Origin of the sequence: Streptomyces sp. NPDC101151 (assembly GCF_044768335.1) — a bacterium.
Classification (GTDB): Bacteria; Actinomycetota; Actinomycetes; order Streptomycetales; family Streptomycetaceae; genus Streptomyces.
In genome coordinates, this window is record NZ_JBIWPP010000023.1 from 103,131 (window position 1) to 127,438 (window position 24,308).

Sequence of the window (24,308 nt, forward strand, 5' to 3'; positions counted from 1 at the left end):
CGGGAAACGGGACGGGCGGGGGTGGGGACGGGGGTGCTGCGGACGTTCATGACACCGGCTCCCTCAGTTCGCGGTCGACCGGGATGTCGGCCGTGACCGTCACGGCGGCCGGGTCCAGGTCGGCGGGGGCCGGCATCACGCTGCCGGGGAGCTGGACGGCGGCGGCGCCGTGGGCGACGGCGGAGGCCAGGGCTTCCGGGCCGCTGCCGCCGGCGATCAGGAAGCCGGCGAGGGAGGAGTCGCCGGCGCCCACGTTGCTGCGTACGGCGTCCGCGGGCGCACTGCCGAACCAGGCGCCGGCGTCGTCCACGAGCAGTTGCCCGTCGGCGCCCAGGCTCGCGAGCACGGTGCGGGCGCCCATCTCGCGCAGTTCCTCGGCCGCCTTCACCGCGTCCCCCACGGTCGCCAGCGGGCGCCCGACGGCTTCCGCGAGTTCCTCGGCGTTCGGCTTCACCACGTCGGGCCGCGCACGCAGCGCTTCCAGGAGCGCACGCCCCGAGGTGTCCAGAGCGATGCGCGCGCCGCCGGCGTGCGCCCGGGTGACGACGTCGGCGTACCACGAGGGCGCGAGCCCCCGGGGCAGACTCCCGCAGCACGCGATCCAGTCGGCGTCCCGGGACTGTTCGCGGACGGTGTCCAGGAGCAGTTCCTGTTCGGCCGGGGACAGCTCCGGACCCGGGGCGTTGATCTTCGTGAGCACCCCGTCCGCTTCCGCGAGCGCAATGTTCGAGCGGGTGGGGCCGGCGACCGGGACCGGGGCGACCTCGATGCCCTGCGCGTCGAGCAGCTCGGCGACGAGCGCCCCCGGCGCACCACCCAGGGGCAGGACGGCGACCGTGCGCCGTCCGGCGGCCGCCACGGCGCGCGAGACGTTCACACCCTTGCCACCGGGGTCCATGCGTTCGGTGTCGGCGCGGATGACCTCGCCGCGCTTCAGGGCGTGGACCTCGTAGGTGCGGTCGAGGGACGGGTTGGGGGTGACGGTGAGGATCATGCGCGCACTACTTCCGTGCCGCCGCGCTCGATGACGGCGGTGTCTTCCGGGCTCAGCCCGCTGTCGGTGATCAGCAGGTCCACGTCGCCCAGACCGCCGAAGCGGGCGAAGTGCTCCTGGCCGTGCTTGGCGGAGTCGGCGAGGAGGACGACCCGGCGGGCGGCGGCGACGGCCGCACGCTTGACCGCGGCCTCGGCGAGATCGGGGGTGGTCAGACCGTGCTCGGCGGAGAAGCCGTTGGCGGCGACGAACAGGACGTCGGCGCGGATCTCGCCGTACGCGCGCAGCGCCCAGGCGTCGACGGCGGCGCGCGTGCGGTGCCGTACGCGCCCCCCGACCAGGTGGAGCTGGATACCCGGGTGGTCGGCGAGACGGGCCGCGATCGGCAGGCTGTGCGTGACGACGGTGAGGGAGGCCTCCAGCGGGACGGCCGCGGCCAGCCGCGCCACCGTCGTACCGGCGTCGAGGATCAGTGTGCCCTCGGTGGGCAGTTCGGCGAGGGCCGCCTTGGCGATGCGGTCCTTCTCGTCGGCGGCGGTGGACTCCCGTTCGGCGAGGTCCGGCTCGAAGTCGAGGCGGCCGGCGGGAATGGCGCCGCCGTGCACCCGGCGGACGAGGCCGGCGCGGTCGAGGGCCTTCAGGTCGCGGCGGATCGTCTCCGCGGTGACCTGGAACTCCTCGGCCAGCGACAGCACGTCGACCCGGCCGCCGTCCCGGGCGATCCGGAGGATCTCCTGCTGCCGCTCCGGTGCGTACATGTCCGTTCGCCTCCGACTGATGCCCGAACGTGTGGTTTCAGTCGGAGGCTACGCCCGGATTTCAGGAAAGTAAACAGCCCCGGGCCCCGTCCGGACACAAACGGACTTCAGGCCGCGATATGGCGGGCGTGCGCCGCCAGCAGGGCCGGCATCGGCAGCACCGGACCGTCGGGGTCCTTCGCCGCGTCGTCCCAGCGGCGCAGCGCCACCGCGTCCCGCGCCAGCGGATGCGCCGCGAACTCCGCCGCCTCCCGCTCGTCCATCGGGCCGCCCTGGACCTTCAGCGACGCGACCGACACCGGGCTGAGCAGGGCGTGGTACCCCGGGTCGGTGGCGACCAGATAGCGCTTGGCCGGTACGTGCCGGGCGATGACCCACGCCGCCCGTTCACCGAGCCGGCGCCGGGCGAACGCGGCGCCCGCCAGCTCGTGCGGCAGGCCCGGGTGCTCGGCACGGACCGGCCGGGCACGGCCGATGTCGTGCAGCGCCGCGGCGACCACCAGCTCGTCGTCCGCGCCCGCGTCCATCGCCAGCCACGCCGTCTGCAGCGCGTGGGTGCGCTGGTCGACGGCCTCCCCTCCGTACGGCAGGCCCGCGAGGCCGTCGACGAGCGCGGTCAGTTCCCGGCTCGTGAGCGGGGTGAGCGGATCACGAGGAACACGGATGGTCATCGGTCCTCCGTTCCGCGGATGGTCTCCGCCAGCTCCTCCGCGAGCCGCGGGGTCGCCGCGACCACGCCCGACCAGCGGCGGGTGAGGTCGGGGTCGATCTCCAGCGGGCGGCCGTGCACATCGATCACCGCGCCGCCCGCCGCGGGCACGGTGACCATCGCGGCCGCCAGGTCCACGATCCGGTGCGTGTCGGAACCGGCGTCGGCGAACGCGTCCGTCGACCCCTCGGCCACCAGCACCGCCTCCAGGCAGCTCGTCGACAGGATGCGGATCCTGGAGGCCCGCGTCGCCACCCGCCACCACGCGTCGGCGATGTGCTGCTGCGGCCGAAGCAGACTGACCGCCGCGCCGTCCAGCTCCGTACGGCCGCTCGTGCGGTACGGCGACGGCTGTCCCGCCACCGTGTGCCAGCAGCGCCCGGTCTCCAGCCAGCAGGTCAGCGCCTCCGTCGGCACGCCGTCCACCGCGATGACGCCCGCGAAGGCGGACAGCGGGACACCGGAGGCGGCGTTCGCGGTGCCGTCCACCGGGTCGGTGACGAGGGTGACGGCGGAGCCGTTGTCGATGTGGCCCAGCTCCTCGCTGAGCAGATTGATCCGGTGGGCGTTCACGACCTCGGCGATCGCGGTGTCCACGAGGATGTCCAGCCGCATCGTCGGCGTACCGTCCGCACCCGTCCGGACCTTCTCGGCCAGCTGGGCCCGGTCGTACGTCTCGCGCGCGGCCCGGAAGGCGTCGACGGCGGCCCGCGTCGCGGCGGCCAGCGCCGGATGGACGCCGGACGGCAGCTGCGGTTCGGGCACCGGCCACGGGATCCGGCCGCTCATGGGTGTCTGGCCGCTCATGCCGCCGCACCCCCCGGGGCCGAGCGCAGCACAGCCGCGACGACGGGCCAGGGGCGGCCGGGCTCGGCCAGCACCAGGTCGGCCCGCAGGCCCGCATCGAGACGGCCGCGGTCCTTCAGTCCCGCGACGTCCGCGGCGCCGCCGGTGACCAGGCCGACCGCCTCGGGCAGCGACGCCGACCCCTCCTCGGCGAGCAGCAGCGCCGCCCCGAGCAGCCCCGACGGCAGATAGTCGGAGGCCAGCGCGGTGACCAGACCGCGGGCGACCAGCTCGCGGCCGGAGGCGTTGCCGTTGTGCGAGTGGCCGCGCAGGACGTTCGGCGCGCCCATCACCACCGGCATGCCGTGCTCGCGCGCGGACTTCGCGGCCGCCACCGTCGTGGGGAACTCCGCGACCGCGCCACCGCGTTCGCACAGCTCCTCGATCTCGCGCGGCGAGCTGGGGTCGTGGCCGAGCAGCCGGATCCGGCCCGCGCGTGCCTGCTCGCCGAGCCAGCCCAGGGCCTCCTCGCGGACGTCGAGCCGGCCGTCCCGGTCCACGATCAGCCGGTCGACGTAGGCGCGGGCCTCGTCCTCGGTGACCCCGCGGGTGCCGACGAGATACCGCTCGTAGTAGGCGCGGTCCGTGTACTGGCCCTGGCCCGGGGTGTGGTCCTCGTGAGAGACGAGGACCGGCCCCCGGGCGGCATCCCCGGTCTCCTCCAGCCGCTGCCGCAGGCCGGCCAGGCCCTCCGGGCAGCGGACGTCCAGCCGGTGCAGGATCCGGTGGTCCACCAGACCGTCGTCGCCCCGGCTCTCCACGGCCGCGCAGATCCGCCGTGCGTTCTCCAGGGTCCGGCGCATCCCGCGCCCGCCGCTCTCCTCGAAGGCCGCGCCGTGGAACGCCGTCGTGACCCCGGCCGCGCGCAGCTTGCCCTCGAAGGACAACAGGGCGAACTCCAGAGGCAGTTCGGCCCCGGGGCGGGGCAGCTGCTCCTTCTCCAGGCCGTCGCTGTGCACGTCCACGAGGCCGGGCAGGCACAGCATGCCCTGACCGTCGACATCGGCCTCCACACCGGCCGGGTGCGGTTCGACCGCCGCGATCCTGCCGTCCCGGACCGCGACCAGCGCGTCGTCCAGTACGCGGTCCGGGAGCACCGCCCGGACGTGCCCGAGCACGTAGTCCGCGGGCGGCCCGCCCAGCGTCCAGCCCTGGGCCGGCGCCCCGGCCGGTCCCCTGCTCACCAGTCCCGTGCTCATGCCGCCGCCTCCAGCATCTCCGCCGGTGCGCCCTGCCGGGCGATCCGGCCGTCACTGACGAACACCACCCGGGACGCCAACTGCCGTATGGCGTCCATGTCGTGGAAGACGGCGAGGACGGCGACGCCCTGCCCCGCCAATGAGTCGATCAGCTCCAGCGCGGCCTCCCGGTTGGCCGGGTCCAGCGCGGAGACCGGCTCGTCGAGGAGCAGCAGCCGGGGCGGCTGCACGGTCCCCGCGGCGAGATTCACCCGCTGGCGCTCACCGCCGGAGAGGACGCCGCAGTCGACGTCCCAGAGGGTCTCGTCGAGGTTCAGCCGGTGCAGCGCGGCCGCCGCGGCCTCCCGTGCCTGGGCCCGGTCGAGCCCGCGCCGCCGGGCGGTCGCGGCGACCACCTCCAGCGGGCCGGTGCGCGGCGGGGCGGCCAGGAACTGCGAGACGTAGCCGAACTCCCGGCCGCGCAGCCGGGCCATCTGCCGGTCGGGCAGCGTGGTCAGTTCGACCGGGCCGGCCGCCGTGCGCAGCCGTACGGAACCGGAGTCCGGCAGGTAGGTGCGGTACACGCAGCGCAGCAGCGAGGACTTGCCGGCGCCACTGGGGCCCGCGAGGGCGACGTGCTCGCCGGTCTTCACGTCGAGGTCGACGCCGTGCAGCGAGGGCACGGTCCGGCCGTCGATGCTGTGCAGGGTGAAGGACTTGTACAGGGCACGGACCGTGAGTACGGGGTCCTCTGCGGAATCGGTGTGTGTGGTGTTCACCGGGCTCACCTCCGGGCGGCGGCGACGAGCCGCTGGGTGTAGGGGTGGTGGGGATCGTGGAAGAGCTGGTCGGTCAGGCCCTGTTCGACGACCCGGCCCGTCTGCATGACCAGCGTGCGGTCGGTCAGTGCCTCGATCACGGAGAAGTCGTGGCTGACGACCACGGCGGCGACGTCCCGCTCGGCGAGCAGGCTGCGCAGCAGGTCGAGCACGCCGGCCGCGACGGAGGCGTCGAGACCGGTGGTGGGCTCGTCGAGCAGCAGCACGGGCGGCTCGGTGGCCAGAGCCTTGGCGATCTGCACCCGCTGCTTCATGCCGCCGGAGAAGGTGTGTACGGGGTCGTCCATGCGGGACAGGGGCACCTCGACCCGGTCCAGCAGCTCCGCCGCGCGGCGCCGGATGGCGTGGTAGCCGCGCCAGCCCGCCGCGGTCAGCCGTTCGGCGATGTTGCCGCCGGCGGAGACGCGCAGGTCGAGTCCGGCGGCCGGGTCCTGGTAGACCACGGCCATCGAGTCGATGCGCAGCCGGCGCCGTACGGCCGCGGGCAGCGCGAGCACTTCGGACGCGCCGCCGTCCACCGTGGCGAGGTGGACCCGTCCGGCCGTGGCCGGCTCGTCGCCGATGACACAGCGCAGCACGGTGGACTTGCCGGAGCCCGACTCGCCGATGAGTCCCAGGGCCTCGCCCGGCGCCACGTCGAAGGAGACGTCCCAGGCGGCCACCACGGCGCCGGTGGACGGGCTGACCGCGGTGCCGTGCTCGGGACCCGTGCCGGGTACGGCCGATGCGCCGCCCGCGCCGTGCACCTTGCCGATGCCGTCGACGCGCAGGGCCCAGTCGGGGGTTCCGGCCGGGATCCTGCGGGCGGGCGCGGGTACGTCGTCCGCCGCGTCGGTACGGGCCACGGGCGCCCTGCGGCGCCCCGCGCGGGATGCCGGATCGGGCAGCAGGGCCAGCGGCGCGCGTTCCCGGTGGGCGGCGGTGTCGGCGTCCCCGGCCCGGACCCGCGCGCACCATTCGGTGTCGCTGCAGGCGAAGGCGCCCTCGGTTCCGGCGTTGACGAGGTAGACGTCGTCGCTGCCGCAGAACTTGCAGCGCCCGCCCGGTTCATGCTCGACCTCGAAGGGCACGTCGTCGAAGGTGAGGGGCCGTACCTCGGTGTGCGGGGGCACCGCGTAGATCCGCTTCTCGCGGCCGGCGCCGAAGAGGTTGAGGTGCTCGGCCTGGTGGAGCCTGGGCACGTCCCAGCGCGGGATGGGGCTGGTCGCCATCACGTAGCGGCCGCCGACCAGCACCGGGTAGCCGGTGCTCGCGGTGATCATGCCGTTGCGGACGATGTCCTCGTAGAGGCTGACCCACATCGCGGAGTAGTCGCCCTCGGCGTGCATCCGCGCGCACTCGGCCACCGACTTCTGCACACCGCGCAGCGGTTCGGGCACGGGCACCTGGTAGACCAGCACGTGCTGGGCGCCCAGGTCCTCCTCGGGGATGCGGTGGCGGGTCTGTACGACCGTGGCCTCCCGGGTGTCGGCGGACTCGCCGCACCCGGTGGTCCGCGCGATCATCCGGCGCAGATTGGTGGCGTTGACGCCGGCGTCGTCGCCCTGGTCGATCACCTTCACCGTGTCGTCGGCGCCGATCACCCCGAGGGTGACCTGCAGTCCGCCCGAGCCCCAGCCGCGCGCCACCGGCATCTCCCGGGAGCCGAAGGGGACTTGGTAGCCGGGCACACAGACCGCGGCGAGCGCGGCCCGGCGGACCTCCCGCTTCGCGTCCTCGTCGAGGATCCCGGCGGGCGGGCTGCCCGCGTCCGCCGCGGCGACGAGCGCGCCGACGCGCGAGGTGTCCGACGTCCGCGGGGTCTGCGGGGTCTGCGGGGTCTGCGGGGTCTGCGGGGTCTGCGGGGTGTCGTACGTCGTGCTCATCGGCAGTCCTTTCCTGCGGGCTCGGCGGCCCGGGCCGGCAGGTCCTCTCCCGCCTCGGCGGCGGCCCGCATGGCTTGCTTGCGCTCGACCATCGAGCGGAAGGTGACGTAGTGAGGGAGCTTCAGGTGCTCCAGGAAGCCGCCCGAGTCGAGGCCGTCGACGGTGAGCAGCAGCAGCTGCTCCAGCGGACCGCTGCGGCCGAACCGGCGGTTGGCGATGTCCAGGTTGGCCATGGCGATGGCCTTGCGCTCGTTGTGCCCGAAGCACAGGCCGTAGCCGACGTCGAAGCGCGCACGGTCCTCGTCCGCGCCGTCCAGGTCCTCGATGGCCTCGGCCTCGGTGACCCGGAACTCGCCCACGGCGACCGGGTTTCCGGTGTGCGGGTGGCGGACGCGCAGCGGCAGCCTGCCGTGGCGCAGCTCGCCGAGGGTGATCTCGTGCACGTCGCCGTCCGGCCCGAGGACCGAGCGGTACCACAGGGCCACCAGCGCACCGGACTCGGCGCGGGCCATGGCGGCCAGGACCGCGGACCGGTCGGCGGGCGGCCGGGCCGGCTTGCGGGTGATGTCGTGCGGCTCCGGGTCGTCGCCCGTCCGCCCCTCGGCGACCAGTTCCATCTTCCGGAGCAGGTCGAGGAACCGCCGGGGGCTGCGCTGCTCCTCGGTGCGCTCCGCGCGCTCGGTGCCGCCCGCGGTGTCCGGTGCCGTGGGCACCGGCTCCGGCGGACCCGCGGGCCGCTCCAGCAGGCGGCCGGTGTAGTCCGAGGTGCGGCCGAGGAGTTGCGGTCCGTCGGGCTCGCGGAACGCCGGGACGATGCGGCGCAGCACGGTCATCTCGCCCGGGTCGACGGGTTCGCTGACCGCCAGCCGCTGCAGGGTGGAGCGCTGGGCGCGCAGCAGGTGCGAGGCCTCCAGGGTGTCGCCCTCGGCCTGCCGGAAGGCGGCGGCCGCGGTCGGCTCGTCGTAGAGGCCGGCCTCGCCCATCACCCGGTCGACGGCCAGCCGGAAACGGGTGGTGATCTGCTCGGTCGACGCCCACGGCGCCGGCGCGTGGTCGCGCTTGCGGCGGACCAGGTCCTCGGCGGCGAGAATCGCCTCGAGTCCTCCGCGTGCTCCCGAGTACCCCATCAGTTCTCCTCCTCGGACACGGCAGTGGTCATGGCGTCGGCAGCGGCCTCGGCTTCGGTGGCGGCTCCGGCTCCGGCTCCGGCTTCGGCCAGGACGGTGACGGTGGTGCTGCGCGGCAGGCCCATGACCCGGCCGTCGGGCGCGGCCAGCAGCAGATCGGCTCCCGTGGGGAAGCCGCCGACGGCCGCGGCGCGTGCCTCGACGAACCCGTCCGGCACGCCCTGCGGGGCGACGTCGCGTTCGCCCGGCACACCGGGCCCGGACAGCCGCCACTTGACCGGCCCGCCCTCCAGCGCGGTCACCGGCAGACACAGCACGGCGCCGTCCTCCGGCGCGTCGGCCGTGCCCCGCGCCAGCCGGAGGATCTCCTGCGGCACGACGGGCCGTACGGCCCCGGCGAGCCGGGCCTTCTCCAGCGGCACCGCCGGGGCGTCGGTGGCCACGCTCACCACGTCCGACCAGCACGGGGCACCGTCCTCCTCCAGCACACAGATGCCGGTCCCGAGGTCGGCGAGCGCGAGGACCGGCAGCAGCGCGGGCGGCACCTCGTCCGGTACGTCCACCGGGAACCGGATCACCGTGCCCGGCCGCGCCAGGGCGTCGAGCACGGCCCGGAAGACGCCCTGTGCCTGGGCGGGAGGCAGCTTGGCCGCGGTCACCAGCTCCGCGGTCCCGAAGGCGCCCGGGGCGGGTGTCGGCATGGTCTCGACGGCGGTCACGTCAGCTCCTCGAACTCGACGACGGTCGGGGCGAGTTCCGCCCACTCCTGGCTCTCCCGCAGGTCCCGGCGGCGCGCGACCTGCTCGCACAGCAGGTCGACGTCGGCGGCCCGGGGCCGGCCGGACTGCACCTCGGCGTCGAGCACCGCGGCGGCCAGCACGGCCACGCGGTCGTCCCCGAGGCGCATGGCCCAGCCGCGGTGACCGGCCAGTTCCACCTCCGCCCGGCAGGCCAGGACGTCACCCAGCAGGAACCGCTGCGCCAGGACCGGCTCACGGACCTGCGCGGTCACGCAGCCGACCTCGGGCGCCACCAGGACCCGCACCCGCGCGCCGTCGGCGATGCAGGCGTCGGCCAGTTCGATCAGTTCGGCCCTCTCGGCCTCGGCCAGCAGGGCACAGCGATGCTCCCTGCTCAACACGTGTGTCACCACTTCTCCCAGTTCATTACGGTGTGTTCGTCTGCTGTGGTGTCGCGGTGCCCAGCGGGCCACCGGCCTCGTCGCCGACGGCCCGTTCGTCGAGTTCGACCACGACGCGGACGGCGTCGGCGCGGGTCCAGGTGCGGCTGCACATCAGGACATTGCCGGCCGCCTCGTCGCGGCTGACGCTCTCCACCAGCCACGCGGGCAGGCTGCTCTCCATGCGCAGGGCGCGCAGGACCTCTGCCGGCGGGACGTCGATGCTGACCCGGCACCAGGCCCGCATCGGCCGCACCCGCACCATCTGGCGGAGCACCAGGTCGACGGAGTCGACGGCGTGCAGAGCCAGATCCAGGTCGGGCACCTCCTCCACCGGGATCCACTCATGGGTCCAGGAGGCGAGGAGGTCGTCGATGTAGAACTCGCGCACCACCTCGTGCACGGGCGAGCCGGCGGGCCGCTCGAACCGGTCCGCCAGATCGGCGGGCAGCGGCATCGTGCGCACCGACTTGACCAGGGCGCGAGGTGTGGCGCCCGCCGCCGAGATCGTGGTGGACCACGACGGCGGGACACTGCGCGAGATGACGTAGTCGATGCGCCGGTTGACGAAGGTGCCCGACCCCTGGGTCCGGCGGACGACGAACCGGCGCTCCAATTCCTGTACGGCCGCCCGTGCGGCGGCCCGGCCCACGCCGAACCGCCGGGCGATCTCGGCCTCGCTGGCGACCCGGGTGCCCCGGGCACACTCGGCCAGCTCGGCGGACAACTGCTCCGCGATCTCCAGATACCTGGTCCCACTCACACCGGGAACTGTCGTCGGCCGACTCGTCCGGACAACCTGCTGCCGACCAACGCCTCCGACCGGGAACATGAACAGCCGTGACAGTTGTTTCCCGGTTCGAACCGGCCGTCCCCCATGGAATCCATGGGAGAAGGCGCCACGCGTCGGGGTATCACGGCCCACCCGGGTGCGGCCGTCGGCGGACGACGCGGTGGGCTCGGCGCACGACGGGGTACGTCCGGCGCACGACGCGACCCGGTCGGCGTACGACGTGGCGCGCTCAGCGGACGACGCGGCGCAGCCACACCGCAAGCAGCTCCACGACGAGCACGGTGGCGAACACCAGCAGCAGCACAGTGGTCACGACGCCGAAGTCCAGCACCCGTGAGGCGTTCAGGAGGTCGAAGCCGATGCCGCCCGCGCCGACGATGCCCAGCAGCGTCGCGGAGCGGATGTTGACGTCGAGCTGGTAGAGCAGGTGTCCGACGAACGCGGGCGCGGCCTGCGGCAGCGTCGCCGAGCAGAAGACCTGCCGGCGTCCCGCACCGGTGGCGCGTACCGCCGCCTCGACTCCCGGGTCGACCTCCTCCAGCGAGTCGGCCACGAGCTTGCCGAGCAGGCCGACGGCGCCGACGCCCAGCGCCAGCGCGCCGGCCACCGCGCCGAGGCCGGTGATCACCACGAAGACGAGGGCCAGGACGAGTTCGGGTATGCCGCGGACCAGCACCACCACGCCCCGGAACGCGGCTGCGGTCGCGGGCGAGGGCGAGACGTTGCGGGCGGCCAGCGCACCGATGGGCAGGGCCAGCACCGCCCCGATCAGGGTCGCGGCGAAGGCGATCTCGACGGTGTCGAAGAGGTCGGACAGCAGGTCCGGCAGGATGCCACCGGTCTGAGGCGGCCAGAACAGCCCCAGCGTACGACCGAGGCCGCCGAGCGCTCCGAGGAACTGGTCCGGTGCGAGACCGGCGCCCCGCACGGAGGCGGCCAGCGTCAGGAGGGTCACGGCCGCGTAGGCGGTGCGGCGCACCCGGCGGGCGTTCCACGGCGGGCTGACGCGGGTGGCGGCGGTGGGGGCAGTCGCAGTACGGACATCGGCCGTACGGAGACGGGCCGTACGGAAACCCACCTTGCCGAGACCCGCCGTACGGGAACCAGCCGTACGGGAACCAGCCGTACGGACACCCGCCGTACGGACACCCTTCGTCCGCCCTCCCCCGTCGGCGTTCCGCAGCAGGGCCCGCCGTATCGCCCCGGAGAGCAGCTCCACCAGCACGCACAGCAGCAGCACGATCAGCGCGAGCGCCATGCCCCGCCGGTAGTCCAGGGCGTTCAGCGCCCCGGCGATCTCGAAGCCGAGGCCGTTCACGCCGACGAAGCCCAGCACCACCGAGATCCGCAGGTTGATGTCCAGCCGGTGCAGCGCGTTGGCCACCAGGGAGGGCAGCACCTGCGGCAGCACACCGGAGACCAGTTGCTGGAGACGGCTCGCGCCGGTGGCCCGTACCGCGGTGCGCGGTCCCTCGTCGATCTGCTCGATCGCGTCGGCGTACATCTTGCCGACCATGCCGACCGAGTGGAGGCCCATGGCCAGCACACCGGTCAGGGCGCCGAGTCCGAAGACGCGGAAGAAGACGATCGCGAGCACCACGTCCGGGACGGCCCTGGCCAGCACGACGACACCGCGCGCGCCGAGCCTGGCGCCCGCGTGCGGAGTGGTGTTGCCGGCGGCCAGCACCGCCACCGGAACGCTGAGCAGCACCGACAGCAGCGTCGCGCACACCACGACGGCCATGGTCTGCCCGCACAGCCGAAGCACCTCGGCGGCGGGCGGGAAGTCGAGCGGGAACATCCGCCCCGTGAAGTCCACCGCGTTCGAGGCACTGTCGACGAGGGTCGCGGCGTTGATGCGCAGGTCGGCGAAGGCCCAGCACGCGAAGCCGGCCAGGGCGGCCATGACGAGCAGCGCGGCGACGCCGCCCGGGCGAGGCCTGGGCAGGGTCCGGGGAGCGGGGGCGGAACCGGGCGGCGGGGCCGGGGAAGGCGGCGTCGGGGCGGCCGCGGTCGAGACGGTCACGGGGCTCAGCCGGCCGTGGCCGTGAGGACCGCCGGGGTCGTGACGCCCAGCCGTGCGTACACGGACATGACGTCGTCCCGCGTGAGACCGGACACCGGGCTGTCCATCAGCACCCGGCCGCCCTGCAGGCCGACGATCCGGTGGCCCCAGGAGAGCGCCAGGTCGACCTGGTGCAGGCTGCACAGCACGGTGAGCCGCTCCTCCTCGCCGATCTCCTTGATCAGCCCCATGATCTGCGCCGAGGACTCCGGGTCGAGGGAGGCGACGGGCTCGTCGGCGAGCAGGATCTCCGGCCGCTGCATCAGCGCCCGGGCGACGGCCACCCGCTGCTGCTGACCGCCGGAGAGGGTGTCCGCGCGCTGGAACGCCCGGTCCGCCAGGCCCACCCGCTCCAGATGGCGCAGCGCCTCGCGCCGCACGCTCTGCGGATAGCCGAGCAGACCGAGACGGGGTCCGCGCAGCCTGCCGAGCGCGCCGGTGCACACGTTCTCCAGCACGCTGAGGCTGCCGACGAGATGGAACTGCTGGAAGACGAAGCCGATCCGGCGGCGCAGCCGGCGCAGTCCGGCGCCGCGGGCGCGGCCCACATCGGCGCCGAGGACGGTGACCGTGCCGGTGGTGGCCCGCTGCAGTCCGTCGACGTGGCGCAGCAGGGTCGACTTGCCGGACCCGGAGAGACCGAGCAGTACGACCATCTCCCCGGCCCGAACGCTCAGGGAGACGTCGTCGAGTGCGAGCACGTCGGAATCGAACCGCTTGCTGACTCCGTCGAATCGCACTACGGGTTCGGGGAGACGGTCGGGGGCCATGAGTCGCTCCGGTTCGTTTCGGTGAACTGAACTGCCGTGCGGACAACCGGAATTGCCGATGCCATACCGTGCGCACCGCAATCCCGGCCGTCCGCGAATTCCGCGTTATCCGGCCGCCCGGGTCAGGACTTCACGCACTGCTTGTCCTTGGTGACCGCGCAGACCTTTCGGACGCCGTCGTAGATCGCGTCGTCCACCGTTGCGTAGCCCCAGTCACCGGCGTCGTCGACCTCGCACTTGCCGCTGCCGGAGCAGAAGCCGTGGGCCTTCAGATAGTCGGCATTGGCCTTGGTCCGGAAGGCATCGGTGATCTTCTGCTTCAGGCCGGCGTCGAGATCGTCGCTGATCGCCACCGGGGAACCCGGGATGACCGCGGACTTCCACACCGTGGTGATCTCGCCCTTCTTGAGCTGACCCTTCTCGATCAGCTGCTTGTCGACCATCGTGTCGTAGGCGAATCCGGCCTCGCACTGGCCGCTCTTCACCGCGAGCACCGAGGCGTCGTGGCCGCCGGCCATCACCGGCGTGATGCCCTTGGCCACGTCCACGCCGGCCTCCATCAGCCCGGCCCGCGGGTAGAGGTAGCCGGAGGTGGAGTTGGGGTCGACGAAACAGACCTTCTTGTCCTTGAAGCCCTTGAGGTCCTTGATCGGCGAGCCCGTCTTCACGATGCCGTAGGACTGGTAGCCGGGCTTCGCGCCCTTCGTCTCGACACCGGCGGCCACCGGGGTGGCTTTCACACCGGAACTCTTCGCCTGCACATAGGAGAACGGCCCGTACGCGGCGATCTGGATCTTTCCGGAACGCTGTCCCTCGATGACGGCCGCGTAGCTCGTGGCCTTCTGGAAAACGATCTTCTTGCCGGTCTCCTTCTCCAGCAGCTTGATCACAGCCGCGTAGGAGGCCTTGAGGTCGGTGGAGTTCTCAGCGGGAACGGCGGCCATCACCAGGGTGCCGCCGCCCTTTCCGTCCGTCGCGGCGGAGGCCTTCGAGGCCGCACTCCCGCCGCAGCCGGTCAGGGCAAGAAGAGAGGCGGCACCGAGGGCGAATGCACCGAGAGCGCGCCGATTCACAGGAAACATCGTTTGGCTTCTCCTCAAACGGCCCGCAAAGGCGCCGCCGAAACGGTCTTCGAACGGCACCCAGGCTGAATCCAGGCCGTGCCGGTGCGGAGAAGCGATGGTTGCGGCCCGTCGAACGCGACCCGTCTCTTGAGGGCACCCGACCGGACGACTCGACCGGGCCACACCCGGACACAACGGACACAGTCGCAGCGCCGAGAGCGAACGGAACGCCGACGAGCCCGGTGCCGTGGCCACCGGGCTCGTCGACGACATCCCTGGTCATGGACCCTTCGTCGGGACGGATGCGGGCGCGGACGCCCCGCCGGGACGTCACCCCGCGAATTCCGGCTCCTTGTCCACCGCCGGGAGTTCCGGCTCGGCCTGCTCCGCACCCTCCACGTGCTGCGCCGGCCGCTTGGGCAGCGCGGACATCAGCAGGAAGATCACGCCCATCACGCCGGCCACCCACCACAGCGCGTGCTGGAAACCGTTCACGAAGGCGGGGCCCACCTGGGCGCGGGTCAGCCGGTCGCCGATCACGCCGAAGAACACCACCGAGACCAGGCCGAGGCCCAGCGCGTTACCCATCTGCTGCACGGTGTTGATCAGGCCGGAGGCGGAACCGGCGTGCTCGCGCGGCACCTCCGAGAGCACCGCGTCCGTCAGCGGCGCGACGATCAGGCCCATGCCGGCCCCCATCACGACCAGCGGGAAAGCCATCTGCCAGGGGGCGATGGCAAGGCCGTAGTGGTGCGCCTCCCAGATGTAGAGGAGGACGCCGGCCGCCATCACCAGCGCACCGGCCTGGAGCACCTTGCGGCCGAAGCGAGGCACCAGCTTCTGCACGGACATGCCGGCCGCCGTCGACACCGCCAGCGAGAACGGCACACCGGTCAGACCCGCCCGCAGCGGGCTCCAGCCCAGGCCGATCTGCATGTACAGCGTCCAGACCAGGAAGAAGATGCCGAGCGCGACACCGAAGACGGTCTGTACGGCGATGCCGGCGGCGAAGCTCTTGACCCGGAACAGCGACAGCTCGACCAGCGGGGAGCCGTCCCGGGCCGCCTTGCGCCGCTCGTAGGCCACCAGCCCCGCGAAGACGCCGAACGCGCCGGCCATCGAGACGTACCCCCACAGCGGCCAGCCCAGCTCACGGCCGCGGGTGAGCGGGTAGAGCAGCATCAGCAGGCCCAGCGTCACCAGGGCGACGCCCACGAGGTCCAGCTTCAGCGCCTTCGGCGCACGGGACTCGGTGATGTAGCGACGGCCGAGGACGTAGGCGACGACACCGACCGGCAGGTTGATCAGGAAGATCGGCCGCCATTGAAGACCGAACAGGTTCCACTCCGTCAGCAGGGCACCGAGCAGCGGGCCCGAGACCGCGCCCAGACCGACGACCGCGCCGAACAGCCCGAACACCTTGCCGCGCTCATGGGCGGGGAAGGTGGCGTGCACGATCGACAGGACCTGCGGGACCATCATCGCCGCCATGCCGCCCTGCAGGATGCGGGAGGCGACCAGCATCTCCGGGTTCGCGGCGAAGCCGCACAGGGCGGAGGCCACGGTGAAACCGGCGACACCGACGAGGAACAGCCGCCGGCGGCCGTGGATGTCGCCGAGGCGGCCGCCGGTGATCAGGCCGGCGGCGAAGGCCAGCGCGTAGCCGGCGGTTATCCACTGGATCTGGCTGAGGGAGGCGCCCGCGTCCTGCTTGATCGAGGGGATCGCGATGTTGACGATGGTGACGTCGACGAGGTCCATGAAGGCCGCGGTCATCACGATCGCGAGCGCGAACCAGCGGCGGCGGTCACCCGGGGCCTGCTGAGCGCTGTGGGGCTGTTGCGTGGAGGTCATGGGTACACGCTAGATCCCCATTAGGTCAGATCGTGTCCTACTTGTGCGGCATCCTCGCATGTATGACGACGGACACTCCGGCTCGGCTCCTTCAGCTGCTCTCCCTCCTCCAGACCCCGCGCGAGTGGCCCGGCGGCGAGCTGGCCGACCGGCTCAGGGTGTCCCGCCGTACCGTGCGACGGGACATCGACCGCCTGCGGGAGCTGGGCTATCCCGTGCACGCCACGAAGGGTGCCGACGGCGGGTACCGGCTGGTCGCGGGCAAGGCCATGCCACCGCTGGTGCTCGACGACGAGGAGGCGGTGGCGATCGCGGTCGGCCTGCGGGCGGGGGCCGGACACGCGGTCGAGGGGGTGGACGAGGCGTCGGTGCGGGCCCTGGCGAAGCTGGAGCAGGTGCTGCCGGCCCGGCTACGGCACCGGGTGTCCACGCTCCAGGCCGCGACCACACCGCTGACCAGTGGGGACGGCGCGAGTATCGCGCCGGAGACACTGACCGTGATGGCTGCCACGGTGGCGGGGCAGGAGCGGCTGCGCTTCGCCTACCGGGACAAGGACGGCAGTGAGTCCCGGCGCCAGACCGAGCCGTACCGGCTGGTGTCGACGGGGCGGCGGTGGTACCTCGTCGCGTACGACCTCGGGCGGGAGGACTGGCGGACGTTCCGGGTGGACCGGGTGCGGGAGCCGCTCGCGACCGGGGTGCGGTTCACGCCGCGGGAGCTGCCGACGGGCAGTGCGGCGGAGTTCCTGCGGCGGTCGATCTGGCGGCGGCAGGAGACGTACGAGTTCGAGGTGCGGTTCACCGGGCCGGTGGAGACGGTCTCCGCACAGGTACCGGCGTGGCTCGGCGTGCCGGAGGAGGACGGGGCGGGCGGGTGCGTGCTGCGGGGGAGCAGCGGGGAGCCGGTGGAGTGGCTGGCGGTGCGGCTGGCGACGGCGGGCTGTGAGTTCGTCGTCCGGAGTCCGGGTGAACTGGTGGAGTGCGTAAGGGAGTTGGGGGCCCGGTTGAGCCGGGCGGGAGCGGGACCGGGGTGATTCCGGCACGACCCGCCGGACGGGACCCGGCCCCGCGATTCCGGCGTGATCCGCCGGACGGGCCTCAGCCCTCCTCCCCCCACCCGAAGCCCTCCAGTGCCTCCAGGTTGCGCAGGGCCAGGGCCGCCGGGCCGTCGGGGCCCGTGGGCGGGGACGTGGTGGCGGCCCAGGATTCGACGGCCACACGGATCGCGGCGCCCGCCACCGCTGCCGCGAAGCGCAGGTGCGGGGGGATCGGGGCCGGTTCGGCAACGTTGTCCTGGGGGGCGACGTCGTCCCGCGGCGCGATGTCGTCCCCGGCGGCCCCGGAGCCGGCCGCCGTTTCCTCCGCCGGCGGCGACAACCGCTCCGCCAGGATCTCCGCGAGCACTCCCTCCGACGCCTGGCAGACCTCCGCCCAGACCTTGCGCAGGGCGGGGCTCGCGTCGGCCAGGTGGATCAGCGTGCGGACCCATTCCCAGGAGGAGGCCGAGACGCCGGCGCCCGGGGTGAGGGTGTCACGGACCGCGTGACTCAGGGCCTCGGGGACGGTGAGGGCGGGCGGGGCCTCGCGGACCGCTTGCGTCCAGCGCTGGGCGCCGGCCGCGTAGAGAGGGGCCACCGCCTCTTCCTTGGTGGCGAAGTAGCGGTAGAACGTGCGCGGGGCGATGCCCGCCGCCTGGGCGATGTCCTCGGCGCGGGTGGCGCGCAGGCCCTGGCGGACGAAGAGGGCGGCCGCCGCGCGGGCGATCTCCATCCTGGTCTCCGCCTTGCGGCGTTCGGTGAGAGACGCCGGGGAGGAGGCGGAAACCGGCTGGTGGGCGGTGTTGCCGGTGGTGCTGGGGGTGCTCACCTCGGCAGGCTATGCCGATGTGGCAGAATCTGCCATCCGGCGGGCCACCCCGGGGTTCAGGTACGGGGTGGCCCGCCGCTCCAGCGTGTCCGCCGCCGATCTCCGGGCGGCCGGAACCAGGCCCGCCGCCCACCGCGGCCCACCTTCGCGAACCCTTGCCGCCCGCCCCGCGCACCGTCGCGGCCCACCTCCGCGCCGGCAACGGCAAAGAGCCGGGCCCCGGCGCCTGGGGGGGTAGGCGCCGAAGCCCGGCTCTGGGAAGGTCCCGGCGCCGGGGGGGTGACGTCGGGACATGGCTCACAGGTGGGTCATGCCCGGTAGGCCGTACAGGCGGGTCGTATCAGGTGGTCGTGCGGCCAGGTCGTACGAGGTGTTCGCCGTGCCGGTTGTGGGGGGTGTGCACAGAGCGGGAGTGCGGTCCCGGGCCCCAACTCCTGGGCCCTGAAGGGTTGTTCCCTCGGGCCCCGGGGTTGAAGCGATAGGACCACGCCATGTTTGCGCCGTCTTTCGCCACCAGGCGTACGCGGTCGTACGCCGTCCGGTCACGCCGCCGCGTCGAAGCCGGTGTCGCGGGCCAGCTTCTTCAGTTCGAGCAGCGCGTGCTTCTCGATCTGGCGGATGCGCTCACGCGTCAGGCCGTGCTCCTTGCCGACCTCCGTCAGGGTGCGCTCGCGGCCGTCCTCGATGCCGTACCGCATCTTGATGATGGAGGCCGTGCGCTGGTCCAGGCGGCCGATCAGGTCGTCCAGTTCCTCGCTGCGCAGGAGGGTGAGGACGGACTGCTCGGGGGAGACCGCGGAGGTGTCCTCCAGGAGGTCGCCGAACTGGGTCTCGCCCTGGTCGTCCACCGACATGTTGAGGGAGACCGGGTCACGGGCCCAGTCCAGCACGTCGACCACACGCTCCGGGTTGGAGCCCAGCTCGGCCGCGATCTCCGCGGGCTCCGGCTCGCGCCCGTTCTCACGGTTGAACTCGCGCTGGACGCGGCGGATGCGGCCCAGCTCCTCCACCAGGTGGACGGGGAGCCGGATCGTGCGGGACTGGTCGGCGATGGAGCGGGTGATGGCCTGGCGGATCCACCAGGTGGCGTACGTCGAGAACTTGAAGCCCTTGCGGTAGTCGAACTTCTCGACGGCGCGCACCAGGCCGGCATTGCCCTCCTGGACCAGGTCGAGGAGCGGCAGGCCGCTGCGCGGATAGCGCCGGGCCACCGCCACGACCAGGCGGAGGTTGGAGCGGATGAAGACGTCCTTGGCCCGCTCGCCCTCGGCGACCAGGAACTCCAGCTCCTCACGGGTGGCGTCCGACTGGGACTCCTCCTCGCCGTCGAGGACCTGCTGCGCGAACACACCCGCTTCGATGGTCTGGGACAGCTCGACCTCCTTGGCGGCGTCGAGCAGCGGCGTGCGCGCGATCTCGTCGAGGTACATACCGACCAGATCGCGGTCGGCGATCTCGCCTCCATGGGCGCGAACACTGCTTGCCGAGTCGGCCGTCTCGCCGGTGGCGGACTGACGACGGGCGACGGCACGGGTTGCCATGCGTGCTCCCTTGCGATGGTGGGCTGGCGGGTGGTCCTAACGAACGCTCGGCACTCCGGGGACTGTCTCTGGGACTCTCCTTGAGTGCCCTGCATCCGTGGGAAACAACGACTGGAATCCGGACAGAATTCCCAACCCGCCCCCGTATTTTTCTGATCATGCAGTACCCTGTTCCGCCACATGGGAGGCGTGATGCCGTCGGGACACACAGAGGTGCAGGTCAGGCCAGGGATCGAGGGTGATCTCGCCGCCCTCACAGCCCTCTACAACCACTACGTACGCGAGACACCCATCACGTTCGATACGACGGAGTTCACTGCGGAGGAGCGCCGCCCTTGGCTGCTCTCCCACCCGGAAGACGGCCCGTACCGCCTGTTGGTTGCCCAGGGCGGGGACTCTCAGGAGATTCTGGGGTACGCCACATCCAGCCCCTATCGGCCCAAACCCGCGTACGCGACCTCCGTGGAGATCTCGGTCTACGTCGCCCCGGACGCCGGCCGCCGCGGGATCGGCACCCTGCTCTACGACAGCCTCTTCAAGGCCCTGGCCGACGAGGACGTGCATCGCGCGTACGCCGGCATCGCCCGGCCCAACGAGGCCTCCGAGCGGCTGCACGCACGCTTCGGCTTCCGGCACGTCGGCACCTACCGGGAAGTCGGGCGCAAATTCGGCCGCTACTGGGACGTGGCCTGGTACGAGAAGGACCTGTAGAGCGACCCGCGCCCCGCGACCCGCGGAAGGGCCGCCTGCCGGTCGTCCGGGTCAGCCGAACTGCACCGACCGTTTCGCCATCCCCATCCAGAACCCGTCGATCACCGACTTCTGCGCGTCCAGCTCGCCGCCCGCCTCCGCCGCACCCATGGTGACGAAGAGCGGGGCGAAGTGTTCGGTGCGCGGGTGGGCGTAGCGGCCGGCCGGAGCCTTGTGGAGGAAGTCCAGCAGGGCGTCCCAGTCACGGGCCTCCAGGGCGCGCCGGCCCCAGTCGTCGAACTCGGATGACCAGCCGGGCACGCCGCCCGCATGGCGCAGGGCGGCCAGGTTGTGCGTGAAGAAGCCGGATCCGACGATCAGCACCCCTTCGTCGCGCAGCGGGGCGAGCCTGCGGCCGATGTCCATGAGGCGGACCGGGTCGAGGGTGGGCATGGAGATCTGCAGGACGGGGATGTCGGCGGCCGGGAACATCTCGACCAGCGGGACGTAGGCGCCGTGGTCGAGGCCGCGGTCGGGGATGTCCTGGACGGGGGTGCCGGGGGCGCGCAGCAGCCCGCGGACGGACTCGGCGAGTTCGGGCGCGCCGGGGGCCGCGTACTGGACCCGGTAGTAGTGCTCGGGGAAGCCCCAGAAGTCGTGGACGAGCGGGACGGTGCGGATCGCGCCGAGGGCGAGGGGGGCCTCCTCCCAGTGGGCGGAGACCATGAGGATCGCCTCGGGGCGCGGCAGGCCGGCGGACCAGGCGGCGAGCTGGCCGGGCCAGACCGGGTCGTCGGCGAGCGGCGGGGCGCCATGACTGAGGTACAGGGCGGGCATGCGCTCCTGGGTGGCGGCGGACATGACGGCGGCTCCCAATGCTTCGGTTCACATCATGCTTCGGTTCACATCACACGGATGCGCTTCACTCATCTGCCCAGCGCAGATGTTTGAACTCTCAAGCTTTACCGGACAGAGTACGCGCGACTTGTTCAAGTTTCAAGGAGATGCCCCGTACAGTGGAATCCATGAACACGGCAACGGACTCCGCCGGCCGGCACCGCTGGCTGACCGACGAGGAGCAGCGCGTCTGGCGCGCCTATCTGCACGCCACCACCCTGCTCGAGGACCACCTCGACCGGCAGCTGCAGCGCGATGCGGGCATGCCGCACATCTACTACGGCCTGCTCGTCAGCCTCGCCGAGGCCCCCCGTCGCCGACTGCGGATGACCGAGCTGGCCATGAAGGCGAAGATCACTCGCTCCCGGCTGTCGCACGCGATCGCGCGGCTGGAGAAGAACGGCTGGGTCCGCCGCGACGACTGCCCCGCCGACAAGCGCGGCCAGTTCGCGGTGCTCACCGACGAGGGCTCCGAGGTGCTGCGCCGCACCGCACCGGGCCATGTGACCGCCGTACGGCAGGCGCTGTTCGAGCGGCTGACCCCCGAACAGCAGAAGACCCTCGGCGAGATCATGGAGATCGTCGCCGAGGGTCTTCAGCCCAACGAAGCGGGTGCGGACCTGCCCTGGCTCCGCTGATTCACCGTACGGGCGCTCAGTGGGCGACCACCGGCACCGGCACCTCGTCCTCGACACCCTCGCCGGAAGCCACCGTGGTGGAGCCCGGGCTGCCGGCGTTGACGAAGGTGAAGGCGATCAGCGCGGCCAGCCCCAGGATGCCGACGGCGAACCAGATCGCCGTGCTGTAGCCGTGCACCAGGCCCTGCAGTCCGACCAGCTGCTGCTGCGGCTTGGAGGTCGCACCGGCCATGTGGTCCTTGACGTACGACACCGTCGCGGAGGACGCGATCGTGTTCAGCAGGGCGGTACCGATCGCGCCGCCCACCTGCTGCGAGGTGTTGACCATCGCCGAGGCGACACCGGCGTCCCGGGGCTCGACGCCCTGGGTGGCCAGGGACATGGCCGGCATGAACGCCGTACCCATGCCGAGGCCGAGCAGGAGCATCGCGGGCAGCAGCAGGGTGGTGTACGAGGAGCCGACTTCGAGCTGCGTCAGCAGCAGCATGCCGAGCCCGGCGACCAGGAAGCCGGGACCCATCAGCAGCCGGGCCGGGACGCGGGTCATCAGCCGGGTGCCGATCTGGGTGGAGCCGGTGATCATGCCCGCGATCATCGGCAGGAAGGCGAAGCCGGTCTTGACCGGCGAGTAGCCCTTCACGATCTGCAGGTAGTAGGTCAGGAAGAGGAACAGGCCGAACATGCCGATGATCGCGAGACCGAGGGAGAGGTAGATCCCGCCACGGTTGCGGTCGGTGACCACGCGCAGCGGCAGCAGCGGCGCCTTGACCTTGGCCTCGACCAGCGCGAAGGCGATGAGCAGCACCGCGGACGCGACGAACATCGAGACGGTCACGGTGTCGCCCCAGCCGTCGGACTCGGCGCGGGTGAAGCCGTAGACGAGGGCGACCAGGCCGAGGGTGGACAGGACCACGCCCGGGATGTCGAGCGGGGAGCGGTTGCGGCCGCCCTCCGGCTCACGGATGACGAAGTAGGCACCGGCCGCGGCGACGATGGCGAACGGGATGTTCACGAAGAAGGTCCAGCGCCAGTTCAGGTATTCGGTGAGGAAACCGCCGAGGATCAGGCCGACGGCGCCGCCGCCACCGGCGATCGCGCCGTAGATGCCGAACGCCTTGGCGCGCTCCTTGGCGTCCGTGAACATCACGGCGAGCAGGGACAGCGCGGCCGGGGCGAGCAGTGCGCCGAAGACGCCCTGCAGGGCACGGGCGCCGAACATCATCGCGCCGGTGGTGGCGGCACCGCCGAGCGCCGAGGCGGCGGCGAAGCCGGCCAGACCGAGGACGAAGGCCCGCTTGCGGCCCCACAGGTCGGCGATGCGGCCGCCGAAGAGGAGCAGACCGCCGAAGGCGAGGGCGTAGGCGGTGACGACCCACTGCCGGTTGCCGTCGGATATCCCCAGGTCCTGCTGGGCGGAGGGGAGAGCGATGTTCACGATGGTGGCGTCGAGCACGACCATCAGCTGGGCGAGCGCGATGAAGACGAGCGCTTTCCAGCGGTTGGCGTCACCGCGCGACGCCGCGGCGCGGGGAGCCTTGAGGGCTGTTTCGGACATGGAGATACCCACTTCGGGACTTCGTGACGGAAGAAAGGACGAGAAAGGCAGGAAGAAGAGGAAGAGACGACAAAGAGTCGAGAAAGAGAGGAAAGACGGCGATAAAACGGAAGGCTGTCGGACGGGGAGCGGGAACGGCTCGTCGTCACTGACGGCCGGATGCTGATGTATGGAAGACGGGTGTCGCGGCCCGAACTGATCGGTCAGGGCCGGCGCAGCTCCTTGATGCTCACGGCCGTGCCCGGCAGGGTCGAGCGGGCCGGAGCCCGCAACCCGTCCAGGAACAGCTGCAGATGGCGGTGGACGAAGGCGTCGCTGCTCAGGCAGTCGGTGCCGGCCGGCGGCCGGCTGAGCTGGGCCACGACGATCAGCAGGTCTCCGACCCCCACGTCGAGGCGGAGCTGACCGGCGGCCTTGGCCCGGCCCATGACCTCCTCGACGAGCTGCTCGATCCGCTCCCGGGAGGCTTCCAGGTCGGGGTGGTACTGGTCGAAGGTGCTGGAGACCATCGGGCACAGCGCGCTGATCCGCTCGTCCGCGGCGGCGTGCACGAAGCGCTCCAGAGCGGCGAAGGCGTCGCCGGTCTCCGCGAGGGCCTGCTCGGCCGCTTCGGCCGTGCGGTCCATGACGGAGCAGACGACCTCGCGGACAAGGGCGTCACGGTCCGGGAAGTTGCGGTACACCGTGGCATTGCCGACGCCCGCCCTGCGGGCGATCTCGTCGAGCGGCACGTCCGGGCCGTGCTCGACGAACATCTCCCGGGCGGCGGTGACGATCCGCTCCCGGTTGCGCAGGGCATCGGCGCGGGGCCGGGGCATCTTGCGCACGGGGGTTGCGGTCTGCACGGCGTGCTCCCTGAGTCGTGAGGTCGATCTGGATGGGTGATGCGATCCGGGGAACAACTCCCCGTTTCGCTCGGACACAGGTCTAAACGGGGAGAGCTTCCCCGGTTATTTCCGGCCGCCGTAAGCAATTCCTGTGACCTGGAGCACACCTGACGGACGCGGCTGCCACCCGGTCGCGCCGGGATTTCCCACGATCGGTCTCTTCCAGCGCGCGCCCTCCGCCCTGCCCACCCA

At 72.4% G+C, this 24,308-nt stretch carries 23 protein-coding genes; 3 read left to right on the forward strand and 20 right to left on the reverse strand.

What is annotated here, in order from left to right:
- Nucleotides 1-46 precede the first annotated feature (46 nt).
- From pfkB to ACIRU3_RS32720, 15 genes are all read right to left on the reverse strand, one after another.
- Entirely contained in the window at nucleotides 47-994 is a 948-nt protein-coding gene (gene pfkB / locus ACIRU3_RS32650) for a 1-phosphofructokinase (protein WP_404063984.1), read from the reverse strand.
- Nucleotides 991-1,752 (reverse strand): DeoR/GlpR family DNA-binding transcription regulator, encoded by a 762-nt coding sequence (locus ACIRU3_RS32655; RefSeq protein WP_404063986.1) that lies wholly within the window; start codon nucleotides 1,750-1,752, stop codon nucleotides 991-993. Before ACIRU3_RS32655 ends, pfkB begins: the two co-directional genes overlap by 4 nt.
- Before the next feature lie 107 nt (nucleotides 1,753-1,859).
- A complete protein-coding gene (locus tag ACIRU3_RS32660) occupies nucleotides 1,860-2,423 on the reverse strand; it encodes an HD domain-containing protein (RefSeq protein WP_404063988.1) in 564 nt (187 codons plus the stop codon).
- Complete coding sequence (locus ACIRU3_RS32665) at nucleotides 2,420-3,268, reverse strand: inositol monophosphatase family protein (RefSeq protein WP_404063991.1); 849 nt, start codon at nucleotides 3,266-3,268, stop codon at nucleotides 2,420-2,422. Before ACIRU3_RS32665 ends, ACIRU3_RS32660 begins: the two co-directional genes overlap by 4 nt.
- Nucleotides 3,265-4,506: an alpha-D-ribose 1-methylphosphonate 5-triphosphate diphosphatase gene (locus ACIRU3_RS32670; RefSeq protein ID WP_404063994.1), complete on the reverse strand. Its 1,242-nt coding sequence runs from the start codon at nucleotides 4,504-4,506 to the stop codon at nucleotides 3,265-3,267. The genes ACIRU3_RS32665 and ACIRU3_RS32670 overlap by 4 nt, the downstream gene beginning before the upstream one ends.
- On the reverse strand, nucleotides 4,503-5,264 hold the full coding sequence (locus tag ACIRU3_RS32675) for an ATP-binding cassette domain-containing protein (protein WP_404063997.1): 762 nt from the start codon (nucleotides 5,262-5,264) through the stop codon (nucleotides 4,503-4,505). The genes ACIRU3_RS32670 and ACIRU3_RS32675 overlap by 4 nt, the downstream gene beginning before the upstream one ends.
- Before the next feature lie 5 nt (nucleotides 5,265-5,269).
- Nucleotides 5,270-7,189: an alpha-D-ribose 1-methylphosphonate 5-phosphate C-P-lyase PhnJ gene (locus tag ACIRU3_RS32680; protein WP_404064000.1), complete on the reverse strand. Its 1,920-nt coding sequence runs from the start codon at nucleotides 7,187-7,189 to the stop codon at nucleotides 5,270-5,272.
- A complete protein-coding gene (locus ACIRU3_RS32685; protein ID WP_404064003.1) occupies nucleotides 7,186-8,316 on the reverse strand; it encodes a carbon-phosphorus lyase complex subunit PhnI in 1,131 nt (376 codons plus the stop codon). Before ACIRU3_RS32685 ends, ACIRU3_RS32680 begins: the two co-directional genes overlap by 4 nt.
- Nucleotides 8,316-9,035, reverse strand: coding sequence for a phosphonate C-P lyase system protein PhnH (gene phnH, locus ACIRU3_RS32690; RefSeq protein ID WP_404064006.1), 720 nt, complete (start codon nucleotides 9,033-9,035; stop codon nucleotides 8,316-8,318). Before phnH ends, ACIRU3_RS32685 begins: the two co-directional genes overlap by 1 nt.
- Nucleotides 9,032-9,466 (reverse strand): phosphonate C-P lyase system protein PhnG, encoded by a 435-nt coding sequence (locus tag ACIRU3_RS32695; RefSeq protein ID WP_404064009.1) that lies wholly within the window; start codon nucleotides 9,464-9,466, stop codon nucleotides 9,032-9,034. Before ACIRU3_RS32695 ends, phnH begins: the two co-directional genes overlap by 4 nt.
- 16 nt (nucleotides 9,467-9,482) lie before the next feature.
- Nucleotides 9,483-10,259 carry a GntR family transcriptional regulator gene (locus tag ACIRU3_RS32700; RefSeq protein ID WP_404064011.1) on the reverse strand — a complete coding sequence of 259 codons (777 nt, stop codon included), beginning with the start codon at nucleotides 10,257-10,259 and terminating at the stop codon, nucleotides 9,483-9,485.
- A gap of 259 nt (nucleotides 10,260-10,518) precedes the next feature.
- Entirely contained in the window at nucleotides 10,519-12,315 is a 1,797-nt protein-coding gene (phnE, locus tag ACIRU3_RS32705; RefSeq protein ID WP_404064014.1) for a phosphonate ABC transporter, permease protein PhnE, read from the reverse strand.
- A gap of 5 nt (nucleotides 12,316-12,320) precedes the next feature.
- The gene (gene phnC / locus ACIRU3_RS32710) at nucleotides 12,321-13,124 is read right to left on the reverse strand and encodes a phosphonate ABC transporter ATP-binding protein (protein WP_404064017.1); all 804 of its coding nucleotides are present in this window, start codon (nucleotides 13,122-13,124) and stop codon (nucleotides 12,321-12,323) included.
- 122 nt (nucleotides 13,125-13,246) lie between these two features.
- On the reverse strand, nucleotides 13,247-14,206 hold the full coding sequence (locus ACIRU3_RS32715) for a phosphate/phosphite/phosphonate ABC transporter substrate-binding protein (RefSeq protein WP_404064020.1): 960 nt from the start codon (nucleotides 14,204-14,206) through the stop codon (nucleotides 13,247-13,249).
- Between the two features lie 312 nt (nucleotides 14,207-14,518).
- Nucleotides 14,519-16,042 (reverse strand): MFS transporter, encoded by a 1,524-nt coding sequence (locus ACIRU3_RS32720; protein ID WP_404064024.1) that lies wholly within the window; start codon nucleotides 16,040-16,042, stop codon nucleotides 14,519-14,521.
- A 62-nt stretch (nucleotides 16,043-16,104) separates the two neighbouring features.
- Between ACIRU3_RS32720 and ACIRU3_RS32725 the strand changes: the two genes are divergently transcribed.
- Nucleotides 16,105-17,076, forward strand: coding sequence for a helix-turn-helix transcriptional regulator (locus ACIRU3_RS32725; RefSeq protein ID WP_404064027.1), 972 nt, complete (start codon nucleotides 16,105-16,107; stop codon nucleotides 17,074-17,076).
- Nucleotides 17,077-17,140: 64 nt separating this feature from the next.
- On the opposite strand, the gene ACIRU3_RS32730 is transcribed toward ACIRU3_RS32725, so the two are convergent.
- Both ACIRU3_RS32730 and ACIRU3_RS32735 read right to left on the reverse strand, forming a co-directional pair.
- Nucleotides 17,141-17,812, reverse strand: coding sequence for a TetR/AcrR family transcriptional regulator (locus ACIRU3_RS32730; RefSeq protein ID WP_404064107.1), 672 nt, complete (start codon nucleotides 17,810-17,812; stop codon nucleotides 17,141-17,143).
- A gap of 638 nt (nucleotides 17,813-18,450) precedes the next feature.
- Nucleotides 18,451-19,449, reverse strand: coding sequence for an RNA polymerase sigma factor RpoD/SigA (locus ACIRU3_RS32735; RefSeq protein WP_404064030.1), 999 nt, complete (start codon nucleotides 19,447-19,449; stop codon nucleotides 18,451-18,453).
- Nucleotides 19,450-19,641: 192 nt separating this feature from the next.
- Here ACIRU3_RS32735 and ACIRU3_RS32740 point away from each other — a divergent pair, with 192 nt between their 5' ends.
- On the forward strand, nucleotides 19,642-20,160 hold the full coding sequence (locus tag ACIRU3_RS32740) for a GNAT family N-acetyltransferase (RefSeq protein ID WP_404064032.1): 519 nt from the start codon (nucleotides 19,642-19,644) through the stop codon (nucleotides 20,158-20,160).
- 51 nt (nucleotides 20,161-20,211) lie between these two features.
- Here the strand turns inward: ACIRU3_RS32740 and ACIRU3_RS32745 are convergent, their stop codons facing one another.
- Nucleotides 20,212-21,000, reverse strand: coding sequence for a dioxygenase (locus ACIRU3_RS32745; RefSeq protein WP_404064035.1), 789 nt, complete (start codon nucleotides 20,998-21,000; stop codon nucleotides 20,212-20,214).
- Nucleotides 21,001-21,164: 164 nt separating this feature from the next.
- On the opposite strand from ACIRU3_RS32745, the gene ACIRU3_RS32750 reads away from it, so the two are divergent.
- On the forward strand, nucleotides 21,165-21,674 hold the full coding sequence (locus ACIRU3_RS32750; RefSeq protein ID WP_404064038.1) for a MarR family winged helix-turn-helix transcriptional regulator: 510 nt from the start codon (nucleotides 21,165-21,167) through the stop codon (nucleotides 21,672-21,674).
- A gap of 16 nt (nucleotides 21,675-21,690) precedes the next feature.
- Here the strand turns inward: ACIRU3_RS32750 and ACIRU3_RS32755 are convergent, their stop codons facing one another.
- Together ACIRU3_RS32755 and ACIRU3_RS32760 are read right to left on the reverse strand one after the other, a co-directional pair.
- The gene (locus tag ACIRU3_RS32755) at nucleotides 21,691-23,229 is read right to left on the reverse strand and encodes an MFS transporter (protein ID WP_404064041.1); all 1,539 of its coding nucleotides are present in this window, start codon (nucleotides 23,227-23,229) and stop codon (nucleotides 21,691-21,693) included.
- Between the two features lie 203 nt (nucleotides 23,230-23,432).
- The gene (locus ACIRU3_RS32760; RefSeq protein ID WP_404064044.1) at nucleotides 23,433-24,074 is read right to left on the reverse strand and encodes a TetR/AcrR family transcriptional regulator; all 642 of its coding nucleotides are present in this window, start codon (nucleotides 24,072-24,074) and stop codon (nucleotides 23,433-23,435) included.
- Nucleotides 24,075-24,308: the final 234 nt, after the last annotated feature.

Excerpts from the sequence above, each read along its gene's own strand:
- ACIRU3_RS32680 (WP_404064000.1), bottom strand. The coding sequence starts at position 7,189 with ATGAGCACGACGTACGACACCCCGCAGACCCCGCAGACCCCGCAGACC.
- ACIRU3_RS32745 (WP_404064035.1), bottom strand. The coding sequence starts at position 21,000 with ATGTCCGCCGCCACCCAGGAGCGCATGCCCGCCCTGTACCTCAGTCAT.
- ACIRU3_RS32685 (WP_404064003.1), bottom strand. The coding sequence starts at position 8,316 with ATGGGGTACTCGGGAGCACGCGGAGGACTCGAGGCGATTCTCGCCGCC.
- ACIRU3_RS32660 (WP_404063988.1), bottom strand. The coding sequence starts at position 2,423 with ATGACCATCCGTGTTCCTCGTGATCCGCTCACCCCGCTCACGAGCCGG.
- ACIRU3_RS32735 (WP_404064030.1), bottom strand. The coding sequence starts at position 19,449 with ATGGCAACCCGTGCCGTCGCCCGTCGTCAGTCCGCCACCGGCGAGACG.
- ACIRU3_RS32665 (WP_404063991.1), bottom strand. The coding sequence starts at position 3,268 with ATGAGCGGCCAGACACCCATGAGCGGCCGGATCCCGTGGCCGGTGCCC.
- pfkB (WP_404063984.1), bottom strand. The coding sequence starts at position 994 with ATGATCCTCACCGTCACCCCCAACCCGTCCCTCGACCGCACCTACGAG.
- ACIRU3_RS32655 (WP_404063986.1), bottom strand. The coding sequence starts at position 1,752 with ATGTACGCACCGGAGCGGCAGCAGGAGATCCTCCGGATCGCCCGGGAC.
- ACIRU3_RS32720 (WP_404064024.1), bottom strand. The coding sequence starts at position 16,042 with ATGACCTCCACGCAACAGCCCCACAGCGCTCAGCAGGCCCCGGGTGAC.
- ACIRU3_RS32670 (WP_404063994.1), bottom strand. The coding sequence starts at position 4,506 with ATGAGCACGGGACTGGTGAGCAGGGGACCGGCCGGGGCGCCGGCCCAG.
- ACIRU3_RS32750 (WP_404064038.1), top strand. The coding sequence starts at position 21,165 with ATGAACACGGCAACGGACTCCGCCGGCCGGCACCGCTGGCTGACCGAC.
- phnC (WP_404064017.1), bottom strand. The coding sequence starts at position 13,124 with ATGGCCCCCGACCGTCTCCCCGAACCCGTAGTGCGATTCGACGGAGTC.
- ACIRU3_RS32755 (WP_404064041.1), bottom strand. The coding sequence starts at position 23,229 with ATGTCCGAAACAGCCCTCAAGGCTCCCCGCGCCGCGGCGTCGCGCGGT.
- ACIRU3_RS32730 (WP_404064107.1), bottom strand. The coding sequence starts at position 17,812 with ATGGAGATCGCCCGCGCGGCGGCCGCCCTCTTCGTCCGCCAGGGCCTG.
- ACIRU3_RS32725 (WP_404064027.1), top strand. The coding sequence starts at position 16,105 with ATGACGACGGACACTCCGGCTCGGCTCCTTCAGCTGCTCTCCCTCCTC.
- ACIRU3_RS32715 (WP_404064020.1), bottom strand. The coding sequence starts at position 14,206 with ATGTTTCCTGTGAATCGGCGCGCTCTCGGTGCATTCGCCCTCGGTGCC.
- ACIRU3_RS32740 (WP_404064032.1), top strand. The coding sequence starts at position 19,642 with ATGCCGTCGGGACACACAGAGGTGCAGGTCAGGCCAGGGATCGAGGGT.